Source organism: Streptomyces sp. NPDC017529, assembly GCF_044329785.1.
GTDB lineage: Bacteria > Actinomycetota > Actinomycetes > Streptomycetales > Streptomycetaceae > Streptomyces.
Genome location: NZ_JBIRJY010000040.1, coordinates 1 through 20362 on the forward strand (window position 1 = coordinate 1; position 20362 = coordinate 20362).

Consider the following 20362-nt stretch of genomic DNA (forward strand, 5'->3'; position numbering starts at 1 on the left):
GTATTCGACAACCTGGCCGGCTTTCACGGCCTGTTTGACCCGTGACTCGAAGCTCACCATGTGGTCAACCAGGCGTCCTTCCCCGCGCGGAGCGGAAGGCGTCGTCATGTGCCCCGCCGTCAGAACACCAGGATGAAAAGCCCACGAACACTGAGCCGCGAATCAGCACCCGGGGTGGGAAATGGGAGATCCACCACAATCCCCACGACGTCCGCCAGATCTGGATCCGCCTGCCCGACGGCGCGCTCACCGAAATCCCCTGGATCCACCGCGACCACGTCCACCAGCCGTTCAGCGACCACACCTGGCAGCACATCCGCACCCACGCCCGCCACAACAACCACAACGGCACCGGGGAAGGACGAGCTTTAGGTGCCGGCACCTTGGTACCGCGAACACACACTGCGGTCGCCGTGTGCGACCGGGCTCCGCGTCCGTGGTCAGCCCTGGTCGGCTGTGATCATTTCTGCGGCCCGTTCGCCGACCACCATGGAGGGGGCCATCGTGTTAGCGACCGTCACATGGGGCAGCACCGAGGCGTCGGCGACGCGGAGGCCGTCGATGCCGTGCACCTTGAGCCGGGCGTCCACGACGGCGTCCTGGTCCCGGCCCATCCGGGCCGTGCCGCTCTGGTGCCAGTACGTCTCGACGGCGTTGCGCAGGAACAGGTCGAGGGTGTCCGCATCGCAGGACGCGGGGGACACCTCCCGTTGGGCGAACGGGCGGAGCGCGGCGGAGTTGCCGACCTCGCGGGCCATGGCGACCGCGGACAGGGCCGAGCGGACGTCGTCGGGATCGGCGAAGAAGTTCGTCTCGATGTGCGGCCCGGCCAGCGGATCCAGGCTCGCCAGGCGGACCCGGCCGCGGCTGCCGCGGCGCAGGCGCATGGCGGGCATCAGGGTGAAACACCGTTCTGGCGGCGGGTACTGGGCCGCGCTCTCGGCGGAGACGGACGGGGCGGGCGAGAGGTACATGACGAACTCCGGTGCGCCCGGCCGTGTGCCGTCGCCCCAGAAGCAGACGGCCTGGCTGCGCGTGGGCACCGGCATCGGTACGCCGGCGGCCTCCCACATGCAGGGCAGGCGTATGTGGTCGTCGAGGTTGCGGCCGACGCCGGGCAGGTGCTGGGCCACCGGGACGCCGGCGGAGCGCAGTTCGGCCTCGTCCCCGATCCCGGAGCGCATCAGGACGGCCGGGGTACCGATCGCGCCCAGCGACAGCACCACCTCCTGCGACGCGTGAGCGTGCACCGGCTTGCCGTCGTGGACGATGTCGACGCCGGTGGCCCGGCCCCCGGAGAGCAGGACACGGGAGACCGTCGCGTGCGGCAGGACCGTGAGGTTGGGCTGCTCCAAGCGGGGGGCGACGTAGCGGCTGAAGGGAGTCTGCCGTACTCCCGCGTGGTAGTTCTCCTCCCGTACGGCGCAGCCCGCCTTCTGCTCCATCAGGGCGCCGTTGGAGCTGTCGAAGCGGGGGGCGCCGGTGGCTTCGGCGCCGTCGAGGAAGGCGGTGAACAGCGGGTGCACGTCCTGTGCCGGCTGGATCCGCATCGGCCCACCACTGCCCCGGCGTTCAGGGTCGGGCGCGCCCTGCCAGTCCTCGATCTTTAGGTAGAGCTCCAGTACGTGCGCGTAGCCCCACGCGGGCTCGCCCGTCAGCTCGGCGTAGGAATCCCAGTCGCTTCGGTGCCCGCGCGCCCATACGCCGGCGTTGATGGAGCCGCCCCCGCCCAGACCGCGGCCCGTCGCGTAGGCGAGCCGGCGCCCGTTCAGGTGCGGGTTCGCCTGCGTGACGTGGTCCCAGGTCCGCTCGGTGCCGAGGTTGGCGGGCCACAGGTCGGGGTTGCGTACGCGCTCGTCATCGTCGTCGCCGCCGCTCTCGACGAGCAGCACCGTGACCGCCGGGTCGGCGGCGAGCCGGCCGGCCAGGACGGAACCGGCCGAGCCGGCGCCGCACACGATGTAGTCGAAGGCGGCGCCGTCGTCGATCCGGTCGGCGAGTCCGGTCCGGTGCGGCAGTGTGGCAGCCGTGGCGGCGCCCTGTCCGGGCGCGCTGCTCATGCTCATGCTCGTCATCTCCTGGGAGGCGGGTACTGAATGATTGATGGGTCTCCGCTGTGCCCGTTTCGCGGCTGATGTGGTGAAGGGGGCGGGGCCAGCCGGTGGTTACCTGGGACGGGTCGAGGAAAGCGTGGTGCTGCGCCAGGATTCCCTCGATGCTTCTCCTCCGGTGTCTCCCGCTTGATCGGTGCTCCCGTTCTGGACGCTGGCCTGTGCGCCTTCCAGTACGAAGGTGTCGCGGCCGGGCTGCCCGGGGCCGCGCAGCCCGGCCCCGGTGCACATGCCGACTAGCCTGCGGGGCTGAAGGGCCTGGTGCTGCTCGATGTCTTGCCGGGTAGGACGGGGCGGTCGGGCAGCTCGGCGATGATGTTGATGCACGGGCAGCCCCGGTGCGAGAGCGCCGGCAGTCCCTCGGCGATGAAGCGGGCTGGGGCAAGGATCTGGCCCCTGGGCCGGGCCGGGTGTTCGGCCTTAGCCCTGCCGAAGGCCGCCTGGTAGTCCGCGGCGTCGAGCCGCAGCCACTCCGCGACCAGCGCGTCCTTGGTCCCGAAGTGCCGGTGGATGGCTTTGGGGGGGCCGGCCGGCCCGGCGACCGTCTGACGCCCACCCGCCGGATCCCCTCGCTCGGGAACAGCTCTCGCGCGGCGTCGAGGATGCGCTCGCAAGGCGGCAGTTCGGTGCGGTGCGCCGGCGCCACCTGCCGTGCCCAGGAGGGTCGGCCGTAGTCAGGAAGGGTCAGGGCGCTGTACGCGGCGTCCGGCCCCTGGGGTGTTCCGCCCGCTCGGCGGATTCGTTCGGTTACGCGCGTGCTTCGACGCGCGCCATGTAGTCCTGAATGAGGAAGACGTACGCCTCGCGGAGCGGCCCCTGCTCCAGAAACCCCATGTGGGCTGCGCCGGGCTGGGTTACATGCTCGGAATCCGGAATTCTTGCGGCGATGTCGGCGAGATGGGCGGGTACGCATTCATCGAACTCGCCACCGAGAACGAGCGTAGGGGCCTGGATCCGTTCCAGTGTGCCGAAGATGTCCCAGTCCTTGAGATTGCCGGTCACGTGGTAGTCCGCGTGGCCGATCATGGTCCGGAACGTCGTCCAGCTCATGAGTTCCGGGTCCAGGCTCATAGCAGAGGTGCGCAGCACGCACGCGCGCAGGTACTCCCCTTGGGCCTTCCGGTAATCGGGGTCGTCTGTTTCACCTCTCAGCTCCCGGCCGTAGGTGCGGTCGAGTACGTTGCCCGGCAGTTTCGCCATCAGGTCCCGGACTTCCCGCTCGAACCGGGGCACGCTCGCCAGGCCATTGGCGCAGACCAGGCTGGTCCATTCCGGCGCCCGCTCCGCGGCGTACTGCAGGCCGAGCGTCGCTCCCCAGGAGTGGCCGTAGATGTGGGGGCGTTCCAGGCCGAGCCCCTCGCAGACCGCGCCCAGTTCGTCGAGGAAGCGGTCCACCGTCAGCAGCGAGATGTCGTCGATGGGGTCCGAACGCCCCACGCCGAGCTGGTCGTACCAGATGACCTCGCGTTCCTGGGCGAGTGGGGCGAAGGCGCCGAACAGCGGGTCACTCGGGTAACCCGGTCCGCCGTGGACGAGCAGCAACGGCACACCACCGCTGCCCGTTCTGCGGTACCACACCTTGCCCCCCGGCACCGAGATCCTGCCTTCCGTCATACCGGACCCACCTCACAGTCCATCCGGTCGATGAGGTATCCACCGAACCGGAAGTGCTTAGCGGCGTGGACCTCACTGCGTGCCCCGTCGGGCCTGCCCGGACGGAGAACGTGCCGCTGAAGCACCTCGTTGCGCGCTGCGGAATTGGCGTGCTCCATCGAACCGCAGCGAGGCGGCCGTGCCGGCAAGAGGCCTGAGCCGTTCCAGCTTTTCGCCGATCGTCTGGCCGCCCTTCCCGTCGTTGTGCCATACGGTGGCCGTTTCCGTGCACATGGCCCGCACTGCACCGAAGTCATACGCTTCCATGTGCCGCAGACACCGGGTCGCCATCTCGCCGATGTTCTTCCTCATGCCACATTCCTCCCAGGGGCTGGCGTGATGGCCTCGAATATAGGAAGGAACGCCTGCGAGAATAAGTCTTGACTTGGTTGTACGCTTCAGGCAGTCGGCCATTGAGCGCGAAAAACCCGCAGGTCAGAGGAGTGGCCAGCACGTCCGAGAGGACCTTTGTCAGGGAAAATCGGTGGTTCGCCGGCGGTGCAGCGGGCTTCTTTCCTGCGGGCCCCGCCAAGGCAAGAACCAGGGGCTGCAGTTCATGCGGCCCGAGGGCTTCGCCCTCCCGCTGCCCCGGGCGCGGGGGATCGAGGCCATGGCGACGGGCGAAGGTCGACCACCGCAGGCCGCCGCGCCGCACCCGGTCGCCGGCCGTCCGCACGTGCGCACCGGCATTCCGCTCTTCCCAGTGCTGCGCCGCGATCAGGTATCCATGGGCGTGCCTCGCGGGTCCGGGCCCGTCACGCGTGCAGGGCTTCGCGCAAGGCGCGTACCTGGTCGGTGAGGTTGCGTTCGCTGATGCGGGCCTGGGGGAAGAGGAGGTCGAAGCCGTGGACGGCGCCGGGTACCTGCACAAGTTCGGTGGTGACTCCGGCGGCGGACAGGCGGGCGGCGTAGTCGCGGCCCTCGTCGCGCAGCGGGTCGACCTCCGCCACGGCGATGTAGGCGGGCGGCAGCCCGCCAAGATCAGCGGCGTGCAGCGGGGAGGCGTACGGATCGGCGTGGCTGTCCTTCGCGTAGTACTGCCAGGCCAATTCCATCGCGCCGCGGTTGAGGACCGGGGTGTCGGTGAACTCCCGCACCGAGGCGCTCGTCAGGCTGCCGTCCACGCCCGGGTAGGTCAGGGACTGGAAGAGCACGTGCGGGCCTGCCTGGTCGCGGGCGCGCAGCACGGTGGCGGCGGCGATGTTCCCGCCGGCGCTGCCGCCGGCCACCGCGATGCGTGCGCGGTCGCCGCCGAGTTCGGCCGGGTGGGCGGCGATCCAGGCCAGGGCGGCGTAGGCGTCGTCGGCCGCGGCCGGATAGGGGTGTTCGGGGGCGAGACGGTAGTCGACGGAGACGACGACGGCCCGGGCATCGCGGGCATAGCGCACGGCACGCCCCTCCTCGGCCTCGGGGGATCCGTAGGTGAAGGCGCCGCCGTGCACGTAGAGGATCATCGGCAGGTCGGGGGTGTCGGGGGTGTCGGGCCGGTAGATGCGCAGCCGCAGCTGCCCTGCGGGGCCGGGGATGTACAGGTCGCGCACCTTGACCCGGCCGTCGACGGGGGTGTCGGGGCGTGCGCGCAGCAGGGCGTAGCGCTGGGGGTCGGCGAGGACCTCGTCCAGGCCGTAGACGGGGAAGACGCCGGTGTCGGCGGTGTCGAGCAGAGTCTGGATCTCTGGGTCGACGGCGGGGACGGTCATGTCTGGCGGCCACCTTCCTGGTGTGGTCCGGGTGTTGCCCGGTGCCGGTGTTTCGCGACTGACCTCAGTCTCTGCCGAGCGTGAGCAGCACAGAAGTGGCCCGGGAGCCACCATCTGCAACTATCGGGCCATGACAGTTGCGACTCCTCACCAGGTGGCCGTTCTCGCCCTCGCACCGGTGGTGGCCTTCGACCTCAGCATCCCGGCCCAGATGCTGGCCGGGGTCGAAACCCGCGCCGGGACCGCGGCCTACGAGGTGCGCACCCTCACCCCTGACGGCTTGCCGGTGCCGACGGTGAACGGGTACAGCGTCATGCCCCAGGGCGACCTGTCCCTGCTGGAGCACGCCGACACCGTGATCATCGCGGGAACCCGCTGCCCGCAGGTGGTCGAGGGCGGCGCGGTGGACCCCTGCGTCGTCAAGGCCTTGCGCACGGCCCGGGAGCGCGCCCGCCTGGTGTCCTTGTGCACCGGCTCGTTCGTCCTCGCGGCCGCCGGCCTGCTGCAGGGCTACCGGGCCGCAACCCACTGGCGCTACGCGCAGCAGTTCCGGCGGCTCTTCCCCACGGTCGACCTCGACACCCACCCCCTGCACGTCGCCGACCGCGGGATCCTGACCTCGGCTGGCGGCGCGGCGGCCATCGACCTGTGCCTGCATCTGGTCAGAGAGGACCACAGCAGCTCCGTGGCGAACCGAGTGGCCCGCTACAACGTGGTCGCGCCCATGCGGGACGGAGGGCAGGCGCAGTACATCGATCACCCGGTCCGGCAAGACGCAGGAACCTCGACGGCCGGGGCACGGACGCTGGTGACAGAACACCTGGACGGGCGGCTGTCCCTGAAGGACCTCGCGGCGCACTGCCACATGAGCGTACGGACGTTCACCCGGCGGTTCCGGCAGGAGACCTGACTCTCCCCCGCCGCATGGCTCACCTCAGCGCGCCTGCAGCACGCACGCCACCTGCTGGAGTCGACGGAGCTGCCCGTGGACGACATCGCGGCCAGGACCGGCCTGGGCAGCGGGACGAACCTGCGCCAGCACATGCGGGACGCCCTGGACACCACCCCCTCCGCCTACCGCAGGGCATTCCGCTCCTCCCCCGCCGCGCACGCGCCGTAGACCCAGACCTCGACGACCGGAGGCCCACCACCGCGTACGGCGCGTGCCGGCGCACGGGTCGGTAAGAGACGGCAGAAGTAGCGGGGCTGTGCGAGCCGGGTTGCATACCAGGTGGAGTGCGGGGTGCGGGGCCGTCCCTGGGAGTTCGGGCGGCGGCCCCTCACCGTTCGTGCAGCAGCCGCTGACGGCCCCGGCCGCCGGTGGCCCGTGCCCGTCGACGACCGCTCAGAAGCGTCGGAGATGCACCATCCAAGGCAGCAACCGCCGAACCAGCCCGAAGTCCGCACCCGCAACCGCCCGCAGAGCGTTTGCAGCGTCAGCTTCTCCGACTCGACCAGCTCACGGAAGAAGGCATGGCGGAGACGGCGGCCTGGCCGTGTGCGCAGAACAACCTCACCGTTCAATTCTTGTTGCACTGGCCGTACTTCACGCGCCTGCGGGAGTTGGTCAAGCAGTGAAGGCGGCGAGGAGCTTGTCGGTGAGGCAGTCGAGGTAGTTGGCGCCGGTCCGGGTGCGGATCACCACGAGGCGCCAGTAGAGCGGGCCGGCGAGAAGGTCAAGGGCGAGTTCGCAGTCCACGTCCGGGGTTCGCAGTCCACGTCCGGGGGGAGTTCCCCACGCTCGATCGGCCCTCCAACGGGGTCGCCGACGGGATCACCTCTCGCCGAGGACCTCGCGGCCGGACTGGGTGAGGAACTCGGTAAACCGGCGTGCAGGGGGCGGGAGCCGCCGTGTGGCGGGCCAGACCACGCCCAGCAGGCGGTGTGCTGGGGGACGCCCGATGGGCAGGTAGGTGACGCCTTCGCCAGGTGCCGGGCTGCCCGGGATCACGGCGACTCCGAGACCGGCGCTGACCAGGCCGCGGAGGGTGGCCACGTCCTCGCCCTCGAAGGCGAGGACCGCCTCGAAGCCCGCAGCCGCGCACATCTCGTCGAACACCTGCCGCAGCCCGTGTCCCGGGGTCAGGGCGATGAACCGCTCGCCCGCAGCCTGGCGGAGTTCGACCGTCTCCTGCTGAGCCAGCCTGTGCCAGGCGGGGACCGCGAGAAACAGTTGCTCATCGCGCAGGACGACCGAGTGCAGAGTCTTGTCCTCGGGGACGGGCGCGGTGATGACGACGTCGATCTCGCCGGCGCGCATCCGGTCGAGAAGGGCCAGCGCCGGGCCTTGGGCAAGAGCGAAGCGCACGTCCGGGTGGGCGGCGAGGAAGGCGTCGAGCAGCCGGGGGACGTCGCGCACACCGAGGGTGTGGAGAAAGCCGAGACAGACCTGCCCCCGCTCCGGGTCGATGACATCTGCCAGCTCCTGGCGCGCCGCGCGCAGGGTGGCGAGCGCCTCCCGTGCGGCCGGCAGGAAGGCCCGGCCGGCCGCGGTCGGCACGATCCCGCGGCCGACCCGCTGAACCAGCGGCGCCCCGATGGTGTCGTTCATACGGCGCAGAGCGTGGCTCACCGTCGGCTGGGGCACCCCGAGCCGGGTGGCGGCACGAGTCACGTGCTCTTCCTCGAGCACCGCCACGGCGATCGCCAGATTGGGGGCCATCAGCGCCAACCAATCCCTGTCTGAATCAATCACAGTCAAAACATTATTGGATGTATCGAAGGGAGACGACCAGTGTGGAGGCGTCATAGGGAATCCGAGCCGAAAGCGAGAAAACCCCGCGATGACCGAGAGGACCGAACAGGGCGGGCGTCCGGTGCCGGGCTGGGAGGGCCGGTATTTCGAGGACTTCACCGTCGGCGACGTCTACCGCCACCCGTTGGGCCGGACCATCACCCAGACCGACAACTGCTGGCTGACGCTGCTCACGCAGAACACCGCGCCTTTGCACTTCGACGCGCACTACGCGGCGCAGACGGTCTGGGAACGGCCGCTGGTCGACTCGACGTTCACCCTCGCGCTCGTTACCGGGCAGTCGGTGGCGGACGTGAGCCGGCACGTGTTCGCGAACCTCGGGTGGGACGAGGTGCGGCTGCCCGCTCCCGTCTTCGAGGGCGACACGCTCTACTCGCAGTCCACGGTGGTCATGGCACGGGAGAGCAAGTCCCGTCCCGAAGCCGGCATCGTCCGGGTGAAGACCGTGGGCTACAACCAGGACGGCACCGTCGTCATCAGCTTCCTGCGCACGCTGATGGTCTTCCGGCGCGGACACGGTCCCGCCGGCGTACCTGCGCCGAAGGAAGCCGGAGCAGGCGCATGAACGGCGACTGCCAAGCAGCCCGGGACGTACTGATCACTCTCTCCAAAGGAGGCAGCGACGCCTTCACGCCCCGCCCGCCCGCACCCGGCGATCCCGTCCTCGGCCCGCCCGCCAGCACCGTCCTGGCTGCGGCCGTCGTACCGGGCACCTAACGGCCTTCACGAAACGGACCCTCGTGCGTCAGAAATCGTCTTCCGGAGGCAGTGGCAGGGTCCGCAGGACCGCCTCCGGCCCGCAGATCGCGCACATGGTGGCCACCTCCGGCCCCTGCGCCAAGAGCCGGCCCAGGGCGGCTGCCTCGACATTCCTGCTGTGGCGCGCAGAGGTGCTCAGTGCGGTGTGCTGTTACGGCAGGTTCGTCCACTGGTGCGATGAGATCGAGTCGTTGAGGGTTTCCCAGAAGGGCGCGCCGTCATAGACCCACTTGTCGAGGTTATCCAGCCACACGCCGTTGTAGATGCCTCGCCGGTAGCCGGTGTAGTTGGCGTCTTTGTAAACCATGACGTCGTCTTTTGCTCCGATGTATCCCATGTTCTGCACGGAGGAGACGATGTCGTTGCAGGCGCCCCAGAAGGGGTCGCTGCCCAGCCACGCGTGGCACTGCATGTCATAGTTTTTGTGGACGTAGCCCCTGAAGTACCCGTCCCGTTTGACGGAGGCGGGACCTTGCGGCTGCTGGTTTCGGCTCGCGCTTCCCGGGGCGGGCGAGCCGGAGTGTTCAGGTGCGGGAGCCGGCTTGCCGGGTTGTGCCCATGCGGGTGCGGACGCCAGGGTGAGGGTGAGGGCTGCGCACGCAGCCACGGTGCCGAGTGTTCTCATGGCATCTTCCTTTCGTCGGCCGTTGCACTAGGGGCTGGGTGGGGTTCCGTCCGGGCTTGTGGTGAGGGACCGGCGCTGATGACGTCGCGGGCGAGGGGCAGTGCGGCCAGCCGGCGCCGCAGCGCGGTGCTCACCTCGGACTGATGCTGTCGGCGCAAGGCGCTGTCGTACGAGTGCGCGAGGCGTTGGGCGGTCTGGGAGAGACCCGAATTGAAGGCGCATCTGGCCTCTGCCACCGCGAGGCGGATCTCCGGCCCGTCGACCTTCTGGTCCTTGAGATAGGGCGAGGTCTGACGTAACTGAGTGGGACTGGCATAGCGGTAGCCGGCGGCGCGCATGCACGTCGCCCAGGTTCTGGCGGCAGCAGCGAACCGGGAATCGGCCTGGACCTTGCTCCGTCGCATTTCTGCCAGGGTGTCGGTGGTGACCTTGGCCTGGAACCAGGTGCGCAGGTCCCCGTAGAGGCGTCTTTCGGCTTCCGCCTGGCATCCGCGCGTGCTCCGCCCCAGTACAGCTCCGTCCGGCGCTGTCACCCGTATGCTGGCGTTCTCGTCGCCGTGAGCGGCGCGCAGCGCAGCGGCCTGCTGCGGGCCGGACAGGCTTTGGAAGTACTTCTGGTTGGGATCCGTGCGGCGCGCTTCGTCGGACAGGCGTCGCAGCTCGGCTCCATAGCCGTGCTTCTTGGCCCACCGGACATCATCGATGACGTAGGGAAAGTCCCGCTCGTCGGGGACCAGATCACGTCTCGGTATCCAGTATTTGAAGCCTTGTCTTTCCATGCACCGCTTCAAGAGAACCTGCTCTGCGGATTCCAATAACTCGCGCTCCTGGCCGGTCAGTTCCCGCAGCCGGGCGGGGCCCGCCTGCCCCTGGCGCGGCCTCGTGCCGTCGGGCCCTGCGGTGGAGCAACTGCTCAGGAAGGACAGAGCCGCGAGGGTGGCCAGCAGAGGTGCCACGGCCTTCCGTCTGCTCACCGCCATTCCCCTTCCTTCGCTGCTGTCCGAGCCTGCTGCCGCCGGCCCGGCGCCGACAGCCGACCTGCTCCGCGCCGCCGCGTTACTGAGGGGGCGGACTCGTACGGTCCGGCGCGGCACCCGGCAGGGGCAACCAACCACCTGAAATATGACCGATTGCCTGGTTGATCAGCCGAAATGCCGCTTCGTACGCTAAAGGCTCCAGCGCACTGGAGATTCAAGGGGTTGTGATGTACGCCACGCTCAGTGTCGGTGACTTGGCTTCCCGCACCCAGGTGCCCGTCAAGACCATCCGTTACTACTCCGACCTTGGCCTGCTGCCCCAAGGCGATCGCAGCGCCGGCGGACACCGCCGCTACGGCCCGGCAGCGCTGGAGCGGTTACAGCTGATCCGGCAGCTGCGCGCCCTGGAACTACCGATTGCCAGCATCACCCGGGTGGTCAGCGGCGAGGTATCCCTCAGTCAACTGATCGCCGCGGAACTCACCGCAGCGTCCCAGGGAATCCTCCAGTTGCGCTGGAAGGAGGCGGCTCTGCGCGCCCTGGACGAAGCCGCCGACGACACAGAACGGGCGCGGCGCCTTCACCTGCTGGAACGCGTTCAGCGCCTTCCCCACGCACGGGCAGACCTGGCCGATGCATGGCTGCGCGTCATTCCCCACCAGGTGCCGCCCCGGCTCCGGGACACCATCGTGGGCGAGACTGCCCCCGACCCCAGCACGAGCCTCACCCCACAAGCCGTCCTGGCCTACGCCGAATTGCACCTGATCGCCCACGCCCCCGGTTTCGGGTTTTACTGGGGGGCGTGGACCACCCGGGACAAGGCATCCCTGTACACCTGCATGCTGGACGCCACCAAAGCGACCGCAGAGGCCCTCACCCGAGGCGATGATCCCCCCGCTGAGGTGGTCGACGATGTGACCTCCCTGGTGGCCAAAGAGCGAGGCGTTGACGACACCCCATACTTCCGCGCCGCGCTCGGGCCCGAGCTCCGCTGGGCGGTGAGCCACTTCCGCCGCTACGCAGATCCCCTGGCGGCCTGCACCGATACCCAGCCCAACGTGGCACAGGCGCATTGCGCACTGCTCAACGCCCTGCCCGGCCCAAGGGCCCCTGGCAGCATCCAGCGGGCCGCCTTGGCCAAGCTGCATCGCCATTTGCCCATGCCCCTGCCGGACTGGCCGACCTAGTACTGCAACGGTGCTTGTTCTGATTGCTGGGCAGTTCTCAAGGGCTGTGGCCGCGTCGGTTGTAGTGGCTGACGCGGGCTTGGTGCTGGCGCCTGCGGCGCCATGTCGACCAGTGCAGGATGTGGTCGATCGGGATGGGTCCGCGGTGGGTGAGGCGGGTGATCAGGCGTCTGATCTCGGCGAGGCTGTAGTGGATGAGCTGGGAGGATACGTTTCTGCTTTCTCCGCATCCAGCTCGCGGGCGCGCAGGACGGTCAGGCAGGCGTGGACGGCCGTGGCCAAGGTCATGTGCCGGTGCCAGCCGGGGTAGCGGCGGACTTGGTAGTCGTCCAGGCCGCAGTCCTGTTTCGCCGTCTGGAAGCACTCCTCCACCGCCCAGCGGCTGCCAGCGACGTGGATCAGTTTGTCCAGCGTGGTGTCGGCCGGGCAGTAGGCGATGTAGTGGGAGATTTCTTCGGGCCGGCTGACGCGGCGGCGGGCCAGTACCCAGTGGCGGCGGTCTTCTCGGTGCCAGGACCGCACCTCCACGCGGGCCCAGTCGTAGATGCGTCGGCCGTGGGCCCCGTCACCGCACGAGCGGCGTTTCCACTTCTGCCGGGGCAGGCCCTCGAACAGCTCGTGGACGGGGTGGTCGAGGGACCAGCGGGTAACCACGGTGTCGTGCCGGGTGGTGGCCATGACGTGGAAGACATCCGCCTGCTCCAGCTCGAAGCGCCAGCCCTTGGAGAAGCCGTAGGCGGCGTCCGCGGTCACCCAGCCGAACGGGATGCGGTCTGCGATCGCCCGGCGCACCATCGCCTTGGCCATGGCCACCTTGGTGGCGAAAGCGACCTCGTCGTCGATGCCGGCCCTGCGGCAGCGTTCCCGGTCGTCCGTCCAGGAGGCGGGCAGATACAGGCGGCGGTCCAGTAGTGTCCGCCCGCGCGGTGTCGCATAGGCGAGAAACACTCCGACCTGGCAATTTTCCGTGCGGCCGGCAGTGCCGGAGTACTGCCTTTGCACGCCTGCCGAGGAGGTGCCCTTCTTCAGGAAGCCGGTGTCGTCCACGATCAGCACGGCATCCCGGTCGCCGAGATGCTCGGCTACATAGTCGCGCACGTCGTCCAGGACCTCCTCGGCGTCCCACTCGATCCGGTTCAGCAATCGGTGGATGCGGTCGGGACCGGTATGCCCGGCCTCCTCCGCCAGCGTCCAGCCGTTCTTCCGCTCCAGCGGAGCCATCAAGCCCCGCATGTAGGCCAGGGCCGACTCCCGCGGCTCCGATCTGCTGAACCGGTGCACGAACCGCTCATGCAACCGCTCCAACTCGCCCGCCCACAACCTGACATCAGCAAGGCCCCCACCCATAACCAGACCAACGACCCAGCTGGCCACCAGTCACGGTAAGCACCGTTGCAGTATTAGTGCTGGATTCCTCTTTCGCTGGGTATACGTCCTGGTGGCGGGGTGGTTCGGGTGATCGGGGGCGGGTGTTGGACGGTGGTGTTACGGGCACGGCCGAGCTGTGACGAGAGCGAGGAACAGCTCGTGTATCGGCTGGCGCGAGCGCGCAAGGCGCCTCGTGACCTGGTGATGCGGGCACGGATGGTTGAGCTGAGCTGGTCCGGACAGCGGGTGCCGGCCATCGCGGATGAGCTGAGGTGCAGTCCCAAGACGGTCCGTCGGTGGCTGCACCGCTTCAACCGCTTGGGCTTGGATGGGTTGGAAGACCTGGGCGGTCAGGGCCGCAAGCGACGGATCTCCGAGGCGGAACGCTCCCAGATCGTCGGCCTGGTCAGAGAGCCGGCACCGGGCCGGCTGACGGTGCAGGCGGGCGGCGACCTCGCCGCGGCGGACGAGGCGGGGCCGCCGGAGTGGACCCTCGACGCGCTGGCCGCTGAGGCGATGCGGCGGGGCATCCGGATTGCTCGCAGTCAGGTCCGCCGGATCCTGCTGGCCGAGGGAGTGCGCTGGCGGCGCACGCGCTCGTGGACACGCTCAAAGGACCCGGAGTTCGAGGGAAAAGGACGAGGATCATCGGGCTCTACACCTGCCCGCCCGACGGCTCGACGGTCGTCTGCGCCGACGAGCTCGGACCGGTGATCCCACGCACGTTCCCGCCGGCGCCGGGCTGGTCGCCGGACGGCCACCGCATCAAATCCGAGGTCGACTACGGCCGCGGACCGGAAAAGACCTGGGTCTACGGCGCCCTGCGGGTACGGGAAGGCCATGAAATCACGATGACCGCTTCCTCCCGCAACAGCGCCTTTTACCAGCAGTTTCTCGAGAAGCTCGAGACAGCCAATCCAGCCGGGGACATCTACGTGGTCGCCGACAACCTGTCCTCGCACAACAGCCTGTCCACCCGGACCTGGCTGGAGGGCCATCCCAGAATCCAGCACGTCTTCATCCCTGTCGGCGCCTGTTGGCTCAACCTCCAAGAAGGCTGGTGGCGCATCTTCCGCAAGGCTGCCCTCGCCGGCCAGTCCTTCGCCGGACCACCCGAGATCGACCAGGCCACCCGCCTGGCGACAGCCCAGCTCAACGCACGGGCCCGGCCCTGGATATGGGGAAGACCGGCACCATCAACACGGGTACTACGCCGCCAATATGTGTACTCCGTTTGAGGAATCCAGCACTAGCTCCGCAGCAGCCGCGCCCGGTCCGGGGTCCGGCCGCCGGAGTAGGTGGCGACCGCCTCGATCTTGTAGCGCCAGCCCGAATTGTCCGGGCGCTGGACCATCTCACCGCCCTGCATCTGGAAGCGGCGGTCGGCGAGCAGGATCTCGGAGACCGTCATCAACGACGCCACGTCGTCGTAGAACAGGCTGAAGACGGTGGCGTGTTCGGCCGCGGGTACGGTCCGCAGGGTGACCTGGACGATGACACCGACCTGTCCGCCGCCCGCCAGCGCGGTGCGGAACAGCTCGGGCCGGTGGGTCGGCGAGGTGGTGACGACCTCACCGGTGCCGGTCACCACGACCAGCGACTCCACGGTGTCGGCGATCAGACCCTCGGTGCCATCGTCAGACCGATGCCTCCGACGCCGAGCGTGCCGCCCACGGAAAGCGGCAGGTAGTCGGGGAGGGCGGGGAGCGTCCGGCCCCGGGAGAGTAGGTGGTCGGTGATCTCGGCGAAGGTCACGCCGGCCTCGACGGTGACCGTGTCGGCGCCGGTGGACAGGATGCGCGCCATGCCCCGGGCGCTCACCGGGATGCCGCCGGGGACGGCGGCCTGGCCGTAGCAGGAGTGGGACTCCAGGTCGCCGCCGGTGCCGCTGCGGCCGTTGACGGCCAGCTTGAGGTTGTTGCTCCGGGCGTAGCGGGTCATCTTGGCGATGTCCTGCACCGAGCCGGGGGTGAGCACCGCCCATGGGACCGTGCCGGTCACCAGCCGGCTGAAGTCGTGGGCGTACGAGCCGAACTGGCTCGTGTCGGTGGTGAGCGTGCCGTCGAGCTCGGGCACGGACACCACGCGGACGCCGGGGAGGCGCGCGGTGTCGCCGGCCCAGGCCCAGCTCGCGGCGGTGACGTTCCAGCCGACCACAGTGGTGATGGCACCCACCGCGCCGAGGACCGTTCTTCGGGAGGAGATGTGCAGGCTCATCGGAGTCTCCGTGTCTTCGCGGGCGCGGGTACGTGCGGGTACGCGGTGGGTCGTCGTGCCACAGTCGGGGCAGGAGGCGGCGTGCCGGGGGTACGCAGGTCCTCGCTGGTGCTCAGCAGGTGCTCGGCCGGGTCGAAGCGGCTGGTGGCCCGCCGGAAACGCCAGGTGTAGGTGGGCCAGATGGAGGGACTGCGTCCGTGCTCGTCGAGGTACCAGCTTCGGCAGTTCCCCGCGTTCCAGACCGTGCCCTCCAGCCGCCGGTCGAGCCGCTCGTTGTACGCCCGCTGGGCCTCGGGGCTACACGCCACGGCTCGGCGGTTGTCCGGATGGATGCGTTGACGTGCCGAACACGCCAGGAGTCCACCGGTCGGCCTGAGCAGACGCCGACCCTGCGGAGACGGTGGCCAGGCCCTGGCGGGCGCGGCGGCGTGTCGGAGAGACCGACTGCCCCGGCAGCCTGTCCGTAGGATGTGAAGCGCCTGGTCCCCGGCAGCTGGAATGACGGGGACCAGGCTCGTGTGCGTGAACCTGGGCTATAGCTCGATCTCGATGTGGCGGATTTCGTCGAACTGAACGCCCAGGCCGTGCGCGCGGGTGTTGTCGGCACGGAAGTACATCTGCGCGAGGCCTTCGGCAGCGATCTGCTGGAGCTGCTGCTCGGTGGCGCCCTGCTCGCGGGCGGTGAACAGCCGGTCTGCGTAGTCAGGCGGGAGGGCCTGGGTGATGTCGCGGACCCGGGCGTCGTTGGTCGTACCCGGCGCGGCGATGAACCCGAAGCGGGCGCGGGTGGAGACGACCAGGCCGTCGGTGGAGGCTGCCTTCTTGCGGGCCTTGGCCCGCACCTGCGGCTGCCACCGCTTCTTCACCTCGGCCTCCAGGCGGCCGCGCAAGTCGCGGCGGGGCCGCTTGAGTTTGCCCGCGACGTACCGCTCCACGGTGCGCTGGGAGACGCCGAGCGTCTGGGCGGCGGCCTTGGTGCCCTTGAGCTGTTTGACCAGGTACTTCATCTGCGCCTGGGCGCTTTTGGGGACGGGGCGGGTGAACGCCCCTTCCAGCGCGCGGTCCAGGCTGTCTCCGAACGAGTCCGCCATGACCTGCTACTCCCCTTCTCCGGCCGTCGGGTCGTTCTTGATCAGGTTGGCGACGTTGACCACGCCGCCGTGCTCCTCGAACAGCGCCTCGGCCCACAGGACGGTCTGGGTGCCCTGGTGCTTGACCATCCCCGGCGAGATACCGAGGCGGAACGTGCCCGGCACCGGCTTGCCCTCCGGGGTGTGCGGCAGGACATCCAACGGGCTGGGACCGGCGGAGGGGTAGACGATGGCGTCGGTGCCGATCGCGACCGGGTACAGGTCGGCGGCCGCGGCGGTCTTCATCAGCTTGCGGTGCAGGCCGATGCGCTGGTTCGCCAGCACGGCGGCCCGGATGTCGGGGCGCCACGTCTCCCGCGCGAGAGCCGGCCACGGAGCCCCGTACTGCACCTGGCCGCGGTTACGCTGGCGCAGCTTGCCGATGCCGCCCTTCGCGGTCGCCTTGATCGCGCCCGCCAGGAGCGCCATCGTCGGGTCGATGCTCTTGGAGCGGGCCATCGCCTCCAGGAACTCCTGGCCGCCCAGGTCGGTGGTGACGCCGAGGTCGGCCATCGTCGCCACGTACGCGTCGCGCAGCCGCTTGTACCAGCCGTCCAGGTAGCGGCCGCTCTGCGTGCGCACGTACGCCTCGATCGGCGCGACGTCGAAGCCGAGTTCCACCGCGTAGGCCACGGTGGGGGTGGCGTACCAGGCCGGGCCGGTGGGGCGCTCGCCCTTGGGCGTGAACGGGCTGGGGAGCCGGTCGCCCTCGACCGTGCGGCCACCGACGTCCACGCGGGAGAGGTCTACGTGGGACAGGTCGACCAGCCAGGAGCCGGGCAGCGACGGGTCGAATTTCGGGTTGCCGCTCAGGTGGGTCGGTCCGTTCAGCCCGACGGTAAGGCCGTTGGCGGCCGCGGCGAACGACATGTTGATGTCGATGTCGACCAGGTACCGGTTCATGCACTCCTCGTCGGTCAGCGGCCGGCACCAGTCGTAGGGCTCCTCCATCAGCATCTCCGCCGGGGTACGCAGGTGGTGCCGGGCGTACTTCCCCTGGAGCTGCGGGTGCTCGTCGGGGACCTCGCAGTCCACGACGTCGTACACGGCGGTGAGCGCGTCGTCGTTGAAGGCCCGCTCGAATTCGCCGGTCGCCGGGTCCTTCTCCGCGCGGGTCGGCGGCCGCAGCGCGACCATCAGTTCCAGGCCGGTGACGGCGGTGGTGCCGCGCGGCGTCATCACCCGCTGCGCGTACGTACCGAGGTAGCGGGCGAGGTCGGCTGGGTGCAGGGTCGGCAGGAGAGGGTCATCCTTGCGGTCCCACTCGCGCACGTCCAGGGCGTTCCAGGCCGGGATGCACAGCTGGACGCAGTTGCGCCTTGAGCCCTCGGCCGGGCGGTAGATCCGCGCCCACGGCCCGAAGCCGCGCTGGGTGAGCTGCCACTTGGCCTTGGTGAGCTGCTTGACCACCTTGTGGCCGTCCGGAAGCCGTCCGGCGCGCTGCTCCTCCTGTGACAGGGCGGCGGGCAAGCCGTAGCGTTCCAGCGCGGCCGCGGTCAGCACCAGGACCGGGTCGGCGTCGCGGCCGTTGCGGTGCAGGCGGGCGTGGCCGAGCCGGGCCTCGGCCAGTGTCCACTCGATCAGCGACGGCAGCGACTTGGCAGGCACCTCCAGGACCAGGCCGCCGACGCAGTACGCGAAGACCTGGCCCTCGGCGTCGGCGTCAACGACGGCCAGTGGGCCGTTTTCGAACCGCGGGTCCGCAGCCGGGGTGGCCGGCTTCTTCGCCGCCTTCGCCGCCCCCGGGCGCCGGGACGACGTGGCCGGCCGAGCGGCGGGGGCCGTACGGCCGACCGCGGCCGGGGCCACCGGCGCTTGGACCGTCGGCGTCGTGTCGGGCGTGGAGGATGGCCCGGCGAATGCCTCCGGCGCCGGGTCGGACGCAGCGTCGGCAGCAGGGGCGGGAGCGGGAAAGCGCTCGGCCAGTTTCTCCAGCAGCCGGGCGTAGGCGGCGCGCTTCGGCGGCCGCGGTTCGGTCTTGCCGGTCTCCCAGTTGCCCACCGCCTCCCGGCGTGCGTTCAGTGCGGTGGCAATCTGCGCCTGACTCAGGCCGGCGGCCTCGCGCAGACGTTTGCGCTCCGCGGGGACCGGCAGATCGTCCTGCGCGACTTGCTCCAGCAGCGCATCGACGGCGCTGAACAGCTCGTTCTCAGTGGACACAGGGGTCACCTCCACTAGGCAGCATACTCAATCGCGCATTGGATCGCGCGTGAAACGAGCACGAAACGCGCGGCCGATTGATGTCACACGGACCGGGCCAGCGCCGCTCGCGACGCTGGCCGACCGGGGCGCTGACAGGCGGGCAGGCACCGTGCGGTACGCCGGGCCCAACCATGACCGTACGGGCCGGCACCTGCCCCGTCTGATTTCAACGAGCCGTGCGGGAGTTCCGCATCAGAACCGGGGACCTGGGCGAGAGCACAGAACCTGTGTCGCATCCCCTTGATTGGTGATGCTGTGCGCTGACCGATGCCCTTCGGGTTGGTGCCGTCCGCGGGGTGGCGGGGTGGGTTAAGCCCTGGCCAGAAGGCGTGGTCTCGGCGCTTGGCGTACGCCACCCCCACCCGAACGGTGAGGCGGATCACAGGCAGAAAACTATGCACATCAATCGCGGCCAGTAGATGATCTTCGACGGGCCCGGCGGAGACATTTATGCCTTTCCGGTGATTCGGCCTTTCCGACCCCCACCTGAAGGGGGTTCGCCCGGCCGCCCGCGAAGGCGATTCGACAGGCGAATCGCCCATCTCACCCACAGAACGGACACGTGAAGTGAAGCTCTCGACCGTGCGCAACAAGGTCGCGGCATCTGTCGGCGCCGTTGCCCTGACCGCGTTCTGCGGCGTCATGACGGCCTCTCCCGCCCAAGCCGCCAATCCGGGTTACCACTGCACCAACTGGAAGACGACCAGCCATGGCTGGAGCGCCGACTGCCGCGTGACCAGGGGCCAGGCGCGCGCGATGGTGGAGTGCTGGGACGGCACGTCGCACTACGGACGATGGATGGGGCGCGGTAGCTGGAAGTTCGGCATGAGCTGCGGCAAGAGCAAGATGGGCGCCTCTGACATCGAGTGGAAGCCGTAACTGCCGTCTAAGGCGAGGCGCCTGGGGCTGGGATTCCTGTCAGGCCGGCGGTCCGCCATGCCGCGAACAGGTCGTCGCGCGCCAAACGGAAGGCGCCGTCGCGCTCGCCCCGAGGAGCAGCGTGGTGGCCACCGGGCGGACTGCCGGGATGTTCAGCGAGAGGACGGCCAGGATGCGCTCCATGCCGACGACCACATCATCGACACCGCATGGCGGCATGAAGCAGCGCGTGGCGTAGTCGTGGACCTCGGCGGCGTCTTCGTCCGCATCCCGTGCACGCTGCAGCGAGCCCAGGACCTCCCACAACACCTCCAGCTCGAAATCCGCCAGCGCCATCTGGAACACGGCGCCGCGGCGAGCGAGCGGCATGCCGGACCGGATCCGGCCGAGAATGTCGGCCGCGCCCCGGAACGGAAGGTGCGCCAGAACGTACTTCTCGGAATCTCCGTGGTCGCGGGCGACTGTGGCTGCGGCTGCGGCTGCGAGACAGGCGAGGACGTCCTGCATGTACCGCGTCGTGGGTCCAGGCCCGGTCTCCCGGCAGCACACAGGGGTAATCCGCTCGGTACTTCGTCACCCCCTCACTCCCCGCCCGTGCGGACCACCGGCGAACGACGGACCGCCGAAATCCGTGCCGTGGACCCGGCCGCGCAACAGCTCCTCATGCCTGTCCCTGTCCATACAGCCAGGCTCCCAGCGCCCACCGACTAGAGGTTGTCCCGTATGGGGTGTGAGTTATCCCGTGAGGGCCAGGTTGTGCAACCGGGCGATGCCGAGCATGGCCTGGTGAACTCCGTCG

At 69.5% G+C, this 20362-nt stretch carries 22 protein-coding genes and 2 pseudogenes; 7 read left to right on the forward strand and 17 right to left on the reverse strand.

Annotation, left to right across the window (positions count from 1 at the left end; all coding sequences use genetic code 11):
• Positions 1-119: 119 nt before the first annotated feature.
• From ACH4K4_RS38285 to ACH4K4_RS38310, 6 genes and pseudogenes are all read right to left on the reverse strand, one after another.
• A complete protein-coding gene (locus ACH4K4_RS38285; protein WP_398174863.1) occupies positions 120-326 on the reverse strand; it encodes a hypothetical protein in 207 nt (68 codons plus the stop codon).
• A gap of 114 nt (positions 327-440) precedes the next feature.
• Positions 441-2066, reverse strand: a complete 1626-nt coding sequence (locus ACH4K4_RS38290; protein ID WP_398174866.1) for a GMC family oxidoreductase — start codon at positions 2064-2066, stop codon at positions 441-443.
• A gap of 91 nt (positions 2067-2157) precedes the next feature.
• A pseudogene (locus tag ACH4K4_RS38295) lies at positions 2158-2757 on the reverse strand (TetR/AcrR family transcriptional regulator); the annotation flags it as partial.
• A gap of 101 nt (positions 2758-2858) precedes the next feature.
• Complete coding sequence (locus ACH4K4_RS38300) at positions 2859-3725, reverse strand: proline iminopeptidase-family hydrolase (RefSeq protein WP_398174869.1); 867 nt, start codon at positions 3723-3725, stop codon at positions 2859-2861.
• A gap of 72 nt (positions 3726-3797) precedes the next feature.
• Positions 3798-4076 (reverse strand): hypothetical protein, encoded by a 279-nt coding sequence (locus tag ACH4K4_RS38305; protein WP_398174872.1) that lies wholly within the window; start codon positions 4074-4076, stop codon positions 3798-3800.
• A gap of 443 nt (positions 4077-4519) precedes the next feature.
• A complete protein-coding gene (locus tag ACH4K4_RS38310) occupies positions 4520-5464 on the reverse strand; it encodes an alpha/beta hydrolase (protein ID WP_398174875.1) in 945 nt (314 codons plus the stop codon).
• A 130-nt stretch (positions 5465-5594) separates the two neighbouring features.
• Between ACH4K4_RS38310 and ACH4K4_RS38315 the strand changes: the two are divergent.
• Positions 5595-6584, forward strand: a pseudogene (locus ACH4K4_RS38315) (GlxA family transcriptional regulator).
• A gap of 447 nt (positions 6585-7031) precedes the next feature.
• Here the strand turns inward: ACH4K4_RS38315 and ACH4K4_RS38320 are convergent.
• Together ACH4K4_RS38320 and ACH4K4_RS38325 are read right to left on the reverse strand one after the other, a co-directional pair.
• The gene (locus ACH4K4_RS38320; protein ID WP_398174878.1) at positions 7032-7163 is read right to left on the reverse strand and encodes a hypothetical protein; all 132 of its coding nucleotides are present in this window, start codon (positions 7161-7163) and stop codon (positions 7032-7034) included.
• Positions 7164-7238: 75 nt separating this feature from the next.
• Entirely contained in the window at positions 7239-8126 is an 888-nt protein-coding gene (locus ACH4K4_RS38325) for a LysR family transcriptional regulator (protein WP_398174881.1), read from the reverse strand.
• Between the two features lie 121 nt (positions 8127-8247).
• On the opposite strand from ACH4K4_RS38325, the gene ACH4K4_RS38330 reads away from it, so the two are divergent.
• Together ACH4K4_RS38330 and ACH4K4_RS38335 are read left to right on the forward strand one after the other, a co-directional pair.
• Positions 8248-8784 (forward strand): MaoC family dehydratase, encoded by a 537-nt coding sequence (locus ACH4K4_RS38330; protein WP_398174883.1) that lies wholly within the window; start codon positions 8248-8250, stop codon positions 8782-8784.
• Entirely contained in the window at positions 8781-8936 is a 156-nt protein-coding gene (locus ACH4K4_RS38335) for a hypothetical protein (protein ID WP_398174886.1), read from the forward strand. The genes ACH4K4_RS38330 and ACH4K4_RS38335 overlap by 4 nt, the downstream gene beginning before the upstream one ends.
• Before the next feature lie 193 nt (positions 8937-9129).
• Here the strand turns inward: ACH4K4_RS38335 and ACH4K4_RS38340 are convergent, their stop codons facing one another.
• Positions 9130-9603, reverse strand: a complete 474-nt coding sequence (locus ACH4K4_RS38340; protein WP_398174889.1) for a hypothetical protein — start codon at positions 9601-9603, stop codon at positions 9130-9132.
• Positions 9600-10583 carry a hypothetical protein gene (locus tag ACH4K4_RS38345; RefSeq protein WP_398174892.1) on the reverse strand — a complete coding sequence of 328 codons (984 nt, stop codon included), beginning with the start codon at positions 10581-10583 and terminating at the stop codon, positions 9600-9602. Before ACH4K4_RS38345 ends, ACH4K4_RS38340 begins: the two co-directional genes overlap by 4 nt.
• Positions 10584-10807: 224 nt before the next feature.
• Between ACH4K4_RS38345 and ACH4K4_RS38350 the strand changes: the two genes are divergently transcribed.
• Positions 10808-11767, forward strand: coding sequence for a MerR family transcriptional regulator (locus ACH4K4_RS38350; protein WP_398174895.1), 960 nt, complete (start codon positions 10808-10810; stop codon positions 11765-11767).
• A gap of 162 nt (positions 11768-11929) precedes the next feature.
• Here ACH4K4_RS38350 and ACH4K4_RS38355 read toward each other — a convergent pair whose 3' ends face one another.
• On the reverse strand, positions 11930-13114 hold the full coding sequence (locus ACH4K4_RS38355; RefSeq protein WP_398174898.1) for an IS701 family transposase: 1185 nt from the start codon (positions 13112-13114) through the stop codon (positions 11930-11932).
• 180 nt (positions 13115-13294) lie between these two features.
• On the opposite strand from ACH4K4_RS38355, the gene ACH4K4_RS38360 reads away from it, so the two are divergent.
• Positions 13295-13849, forward strand: coding sequence for a helix-turn-helix domain-containing protein (locus ACH4K4_RS38360; RefSeq protein ID WP_398174901.1), 555 nt, complete (start codon positions 13295-13297; stop codon positions 13847-13849).
• Positions 13783-14373, forward strand: coding sequence for a transposase (locus ACH4K4_RS38365; protein ID WP_398174925.1), 591 nt, complete (start codon positions 13783-13785; stop codon positions 14371-14373). The genes ACH4K4_RS38360 and ACH4K4_RS38365 overlap by 67 nt, the downstream gene beginning before the upstream one ends.
• 11 nt (positions 14374-14384) lie before the next feature.
• Here the strand turns inward: ACH4K4_RS38365 and ACH4K4_RS38370 are convergent, their stop codons facing one another.
• The 5 genes from ACH4K4_RS38370 to tap form a co-directional block, all read right to left on the reverse strand.
• Positions 14385-14741 (reverse strand): hypothetical protein, encoded by a 357-nt coding sequence (locus ACH4K4_RS38370; RefSeq protein WP_398174904.1) that lies wholly within the window; start codon positions 14739-14741, stop codon positions 14385-14387.
• An 11-nt stretch (positions 14742-14752) separates the two neighbouring features.
• Complete coding sequence (locus ACH4K4_RS38375; RefSeq protein ID WP_398174907.1) at positions 14753-15352, reverse strand: FAD-binding oxidoreductase; 600 nt, start codon at positions 15350-15352, stop codon at positions 14753-14755.
• Entirely contained in the window at positions 15349-15660 is a 312-nt protein-coding gene (locus ACH4K4_RS38380) for a hypothetical protein (protein ID WP_398174910.1), read from the reverse strand. The genes ACH4K4_RS38375 and ACH4K4_RS38380 overlap by 4 nt, the downstream gene beginning before the upstream one ends.
• Before the next feature lie 225 nt (positions 15661-15885).
• Positions 15886-16443, reverse strand: coding sequence for a telomere-protecting terminal protein Tpg (tpg, locus tag ACH4K4_RS38385; protein ID WP_398174913.1), 558 nt, complete (start codon positions 16441-16443; stop codon positions 15886-15888).
• Positions 16444-16449: 6 nt separating this feature from the next.
• Positions 16450-18642: a telomere-associated protein Tap gene (tap, locus tag ACH4K4_RS38390; protein WP_398174916.1), complete on the reverse strand. Its 2193-nt coding sequence runs from the start codon at positions 18640-18642 to the stop codon at positions 16450-16452.
• Between the two features lie 609 nt (positions 18643-19251).
• Between tap and ACH4K4_RS38395 the strand changes: the two genes are divergently transcribed.
• On the forward strand, positions 19252-19563 hold the full coding sequence (locus tag ACH4K4_RS38395) for a hypothetical protein (RefSeq protein WP_398174919.1): 312 nt from the start codon (positions 19252-19254) through the stop codon (positions 19561-19563).
• Between the two features lie 39 nt (positions 19564-19602).
• Here the strand turns inward: ACH4K4_RS38395 and ACH4K4_RS38400 are convergent, their stop codons facing one another.
• The gene (locus ACH4K4_RS38400; protein ID WP_398174922.1) at positions 19603-20070 is read right to left on the reverse strand and encodes a hypothetical protein; all 468 of its coding nucleotides are present in this window, start codon (positions 20068-20070) and stop codon (positions 19603-19605) included.
• Between the last annotated feature and the right edge of the window lie 292 nt (positions 20071-20362).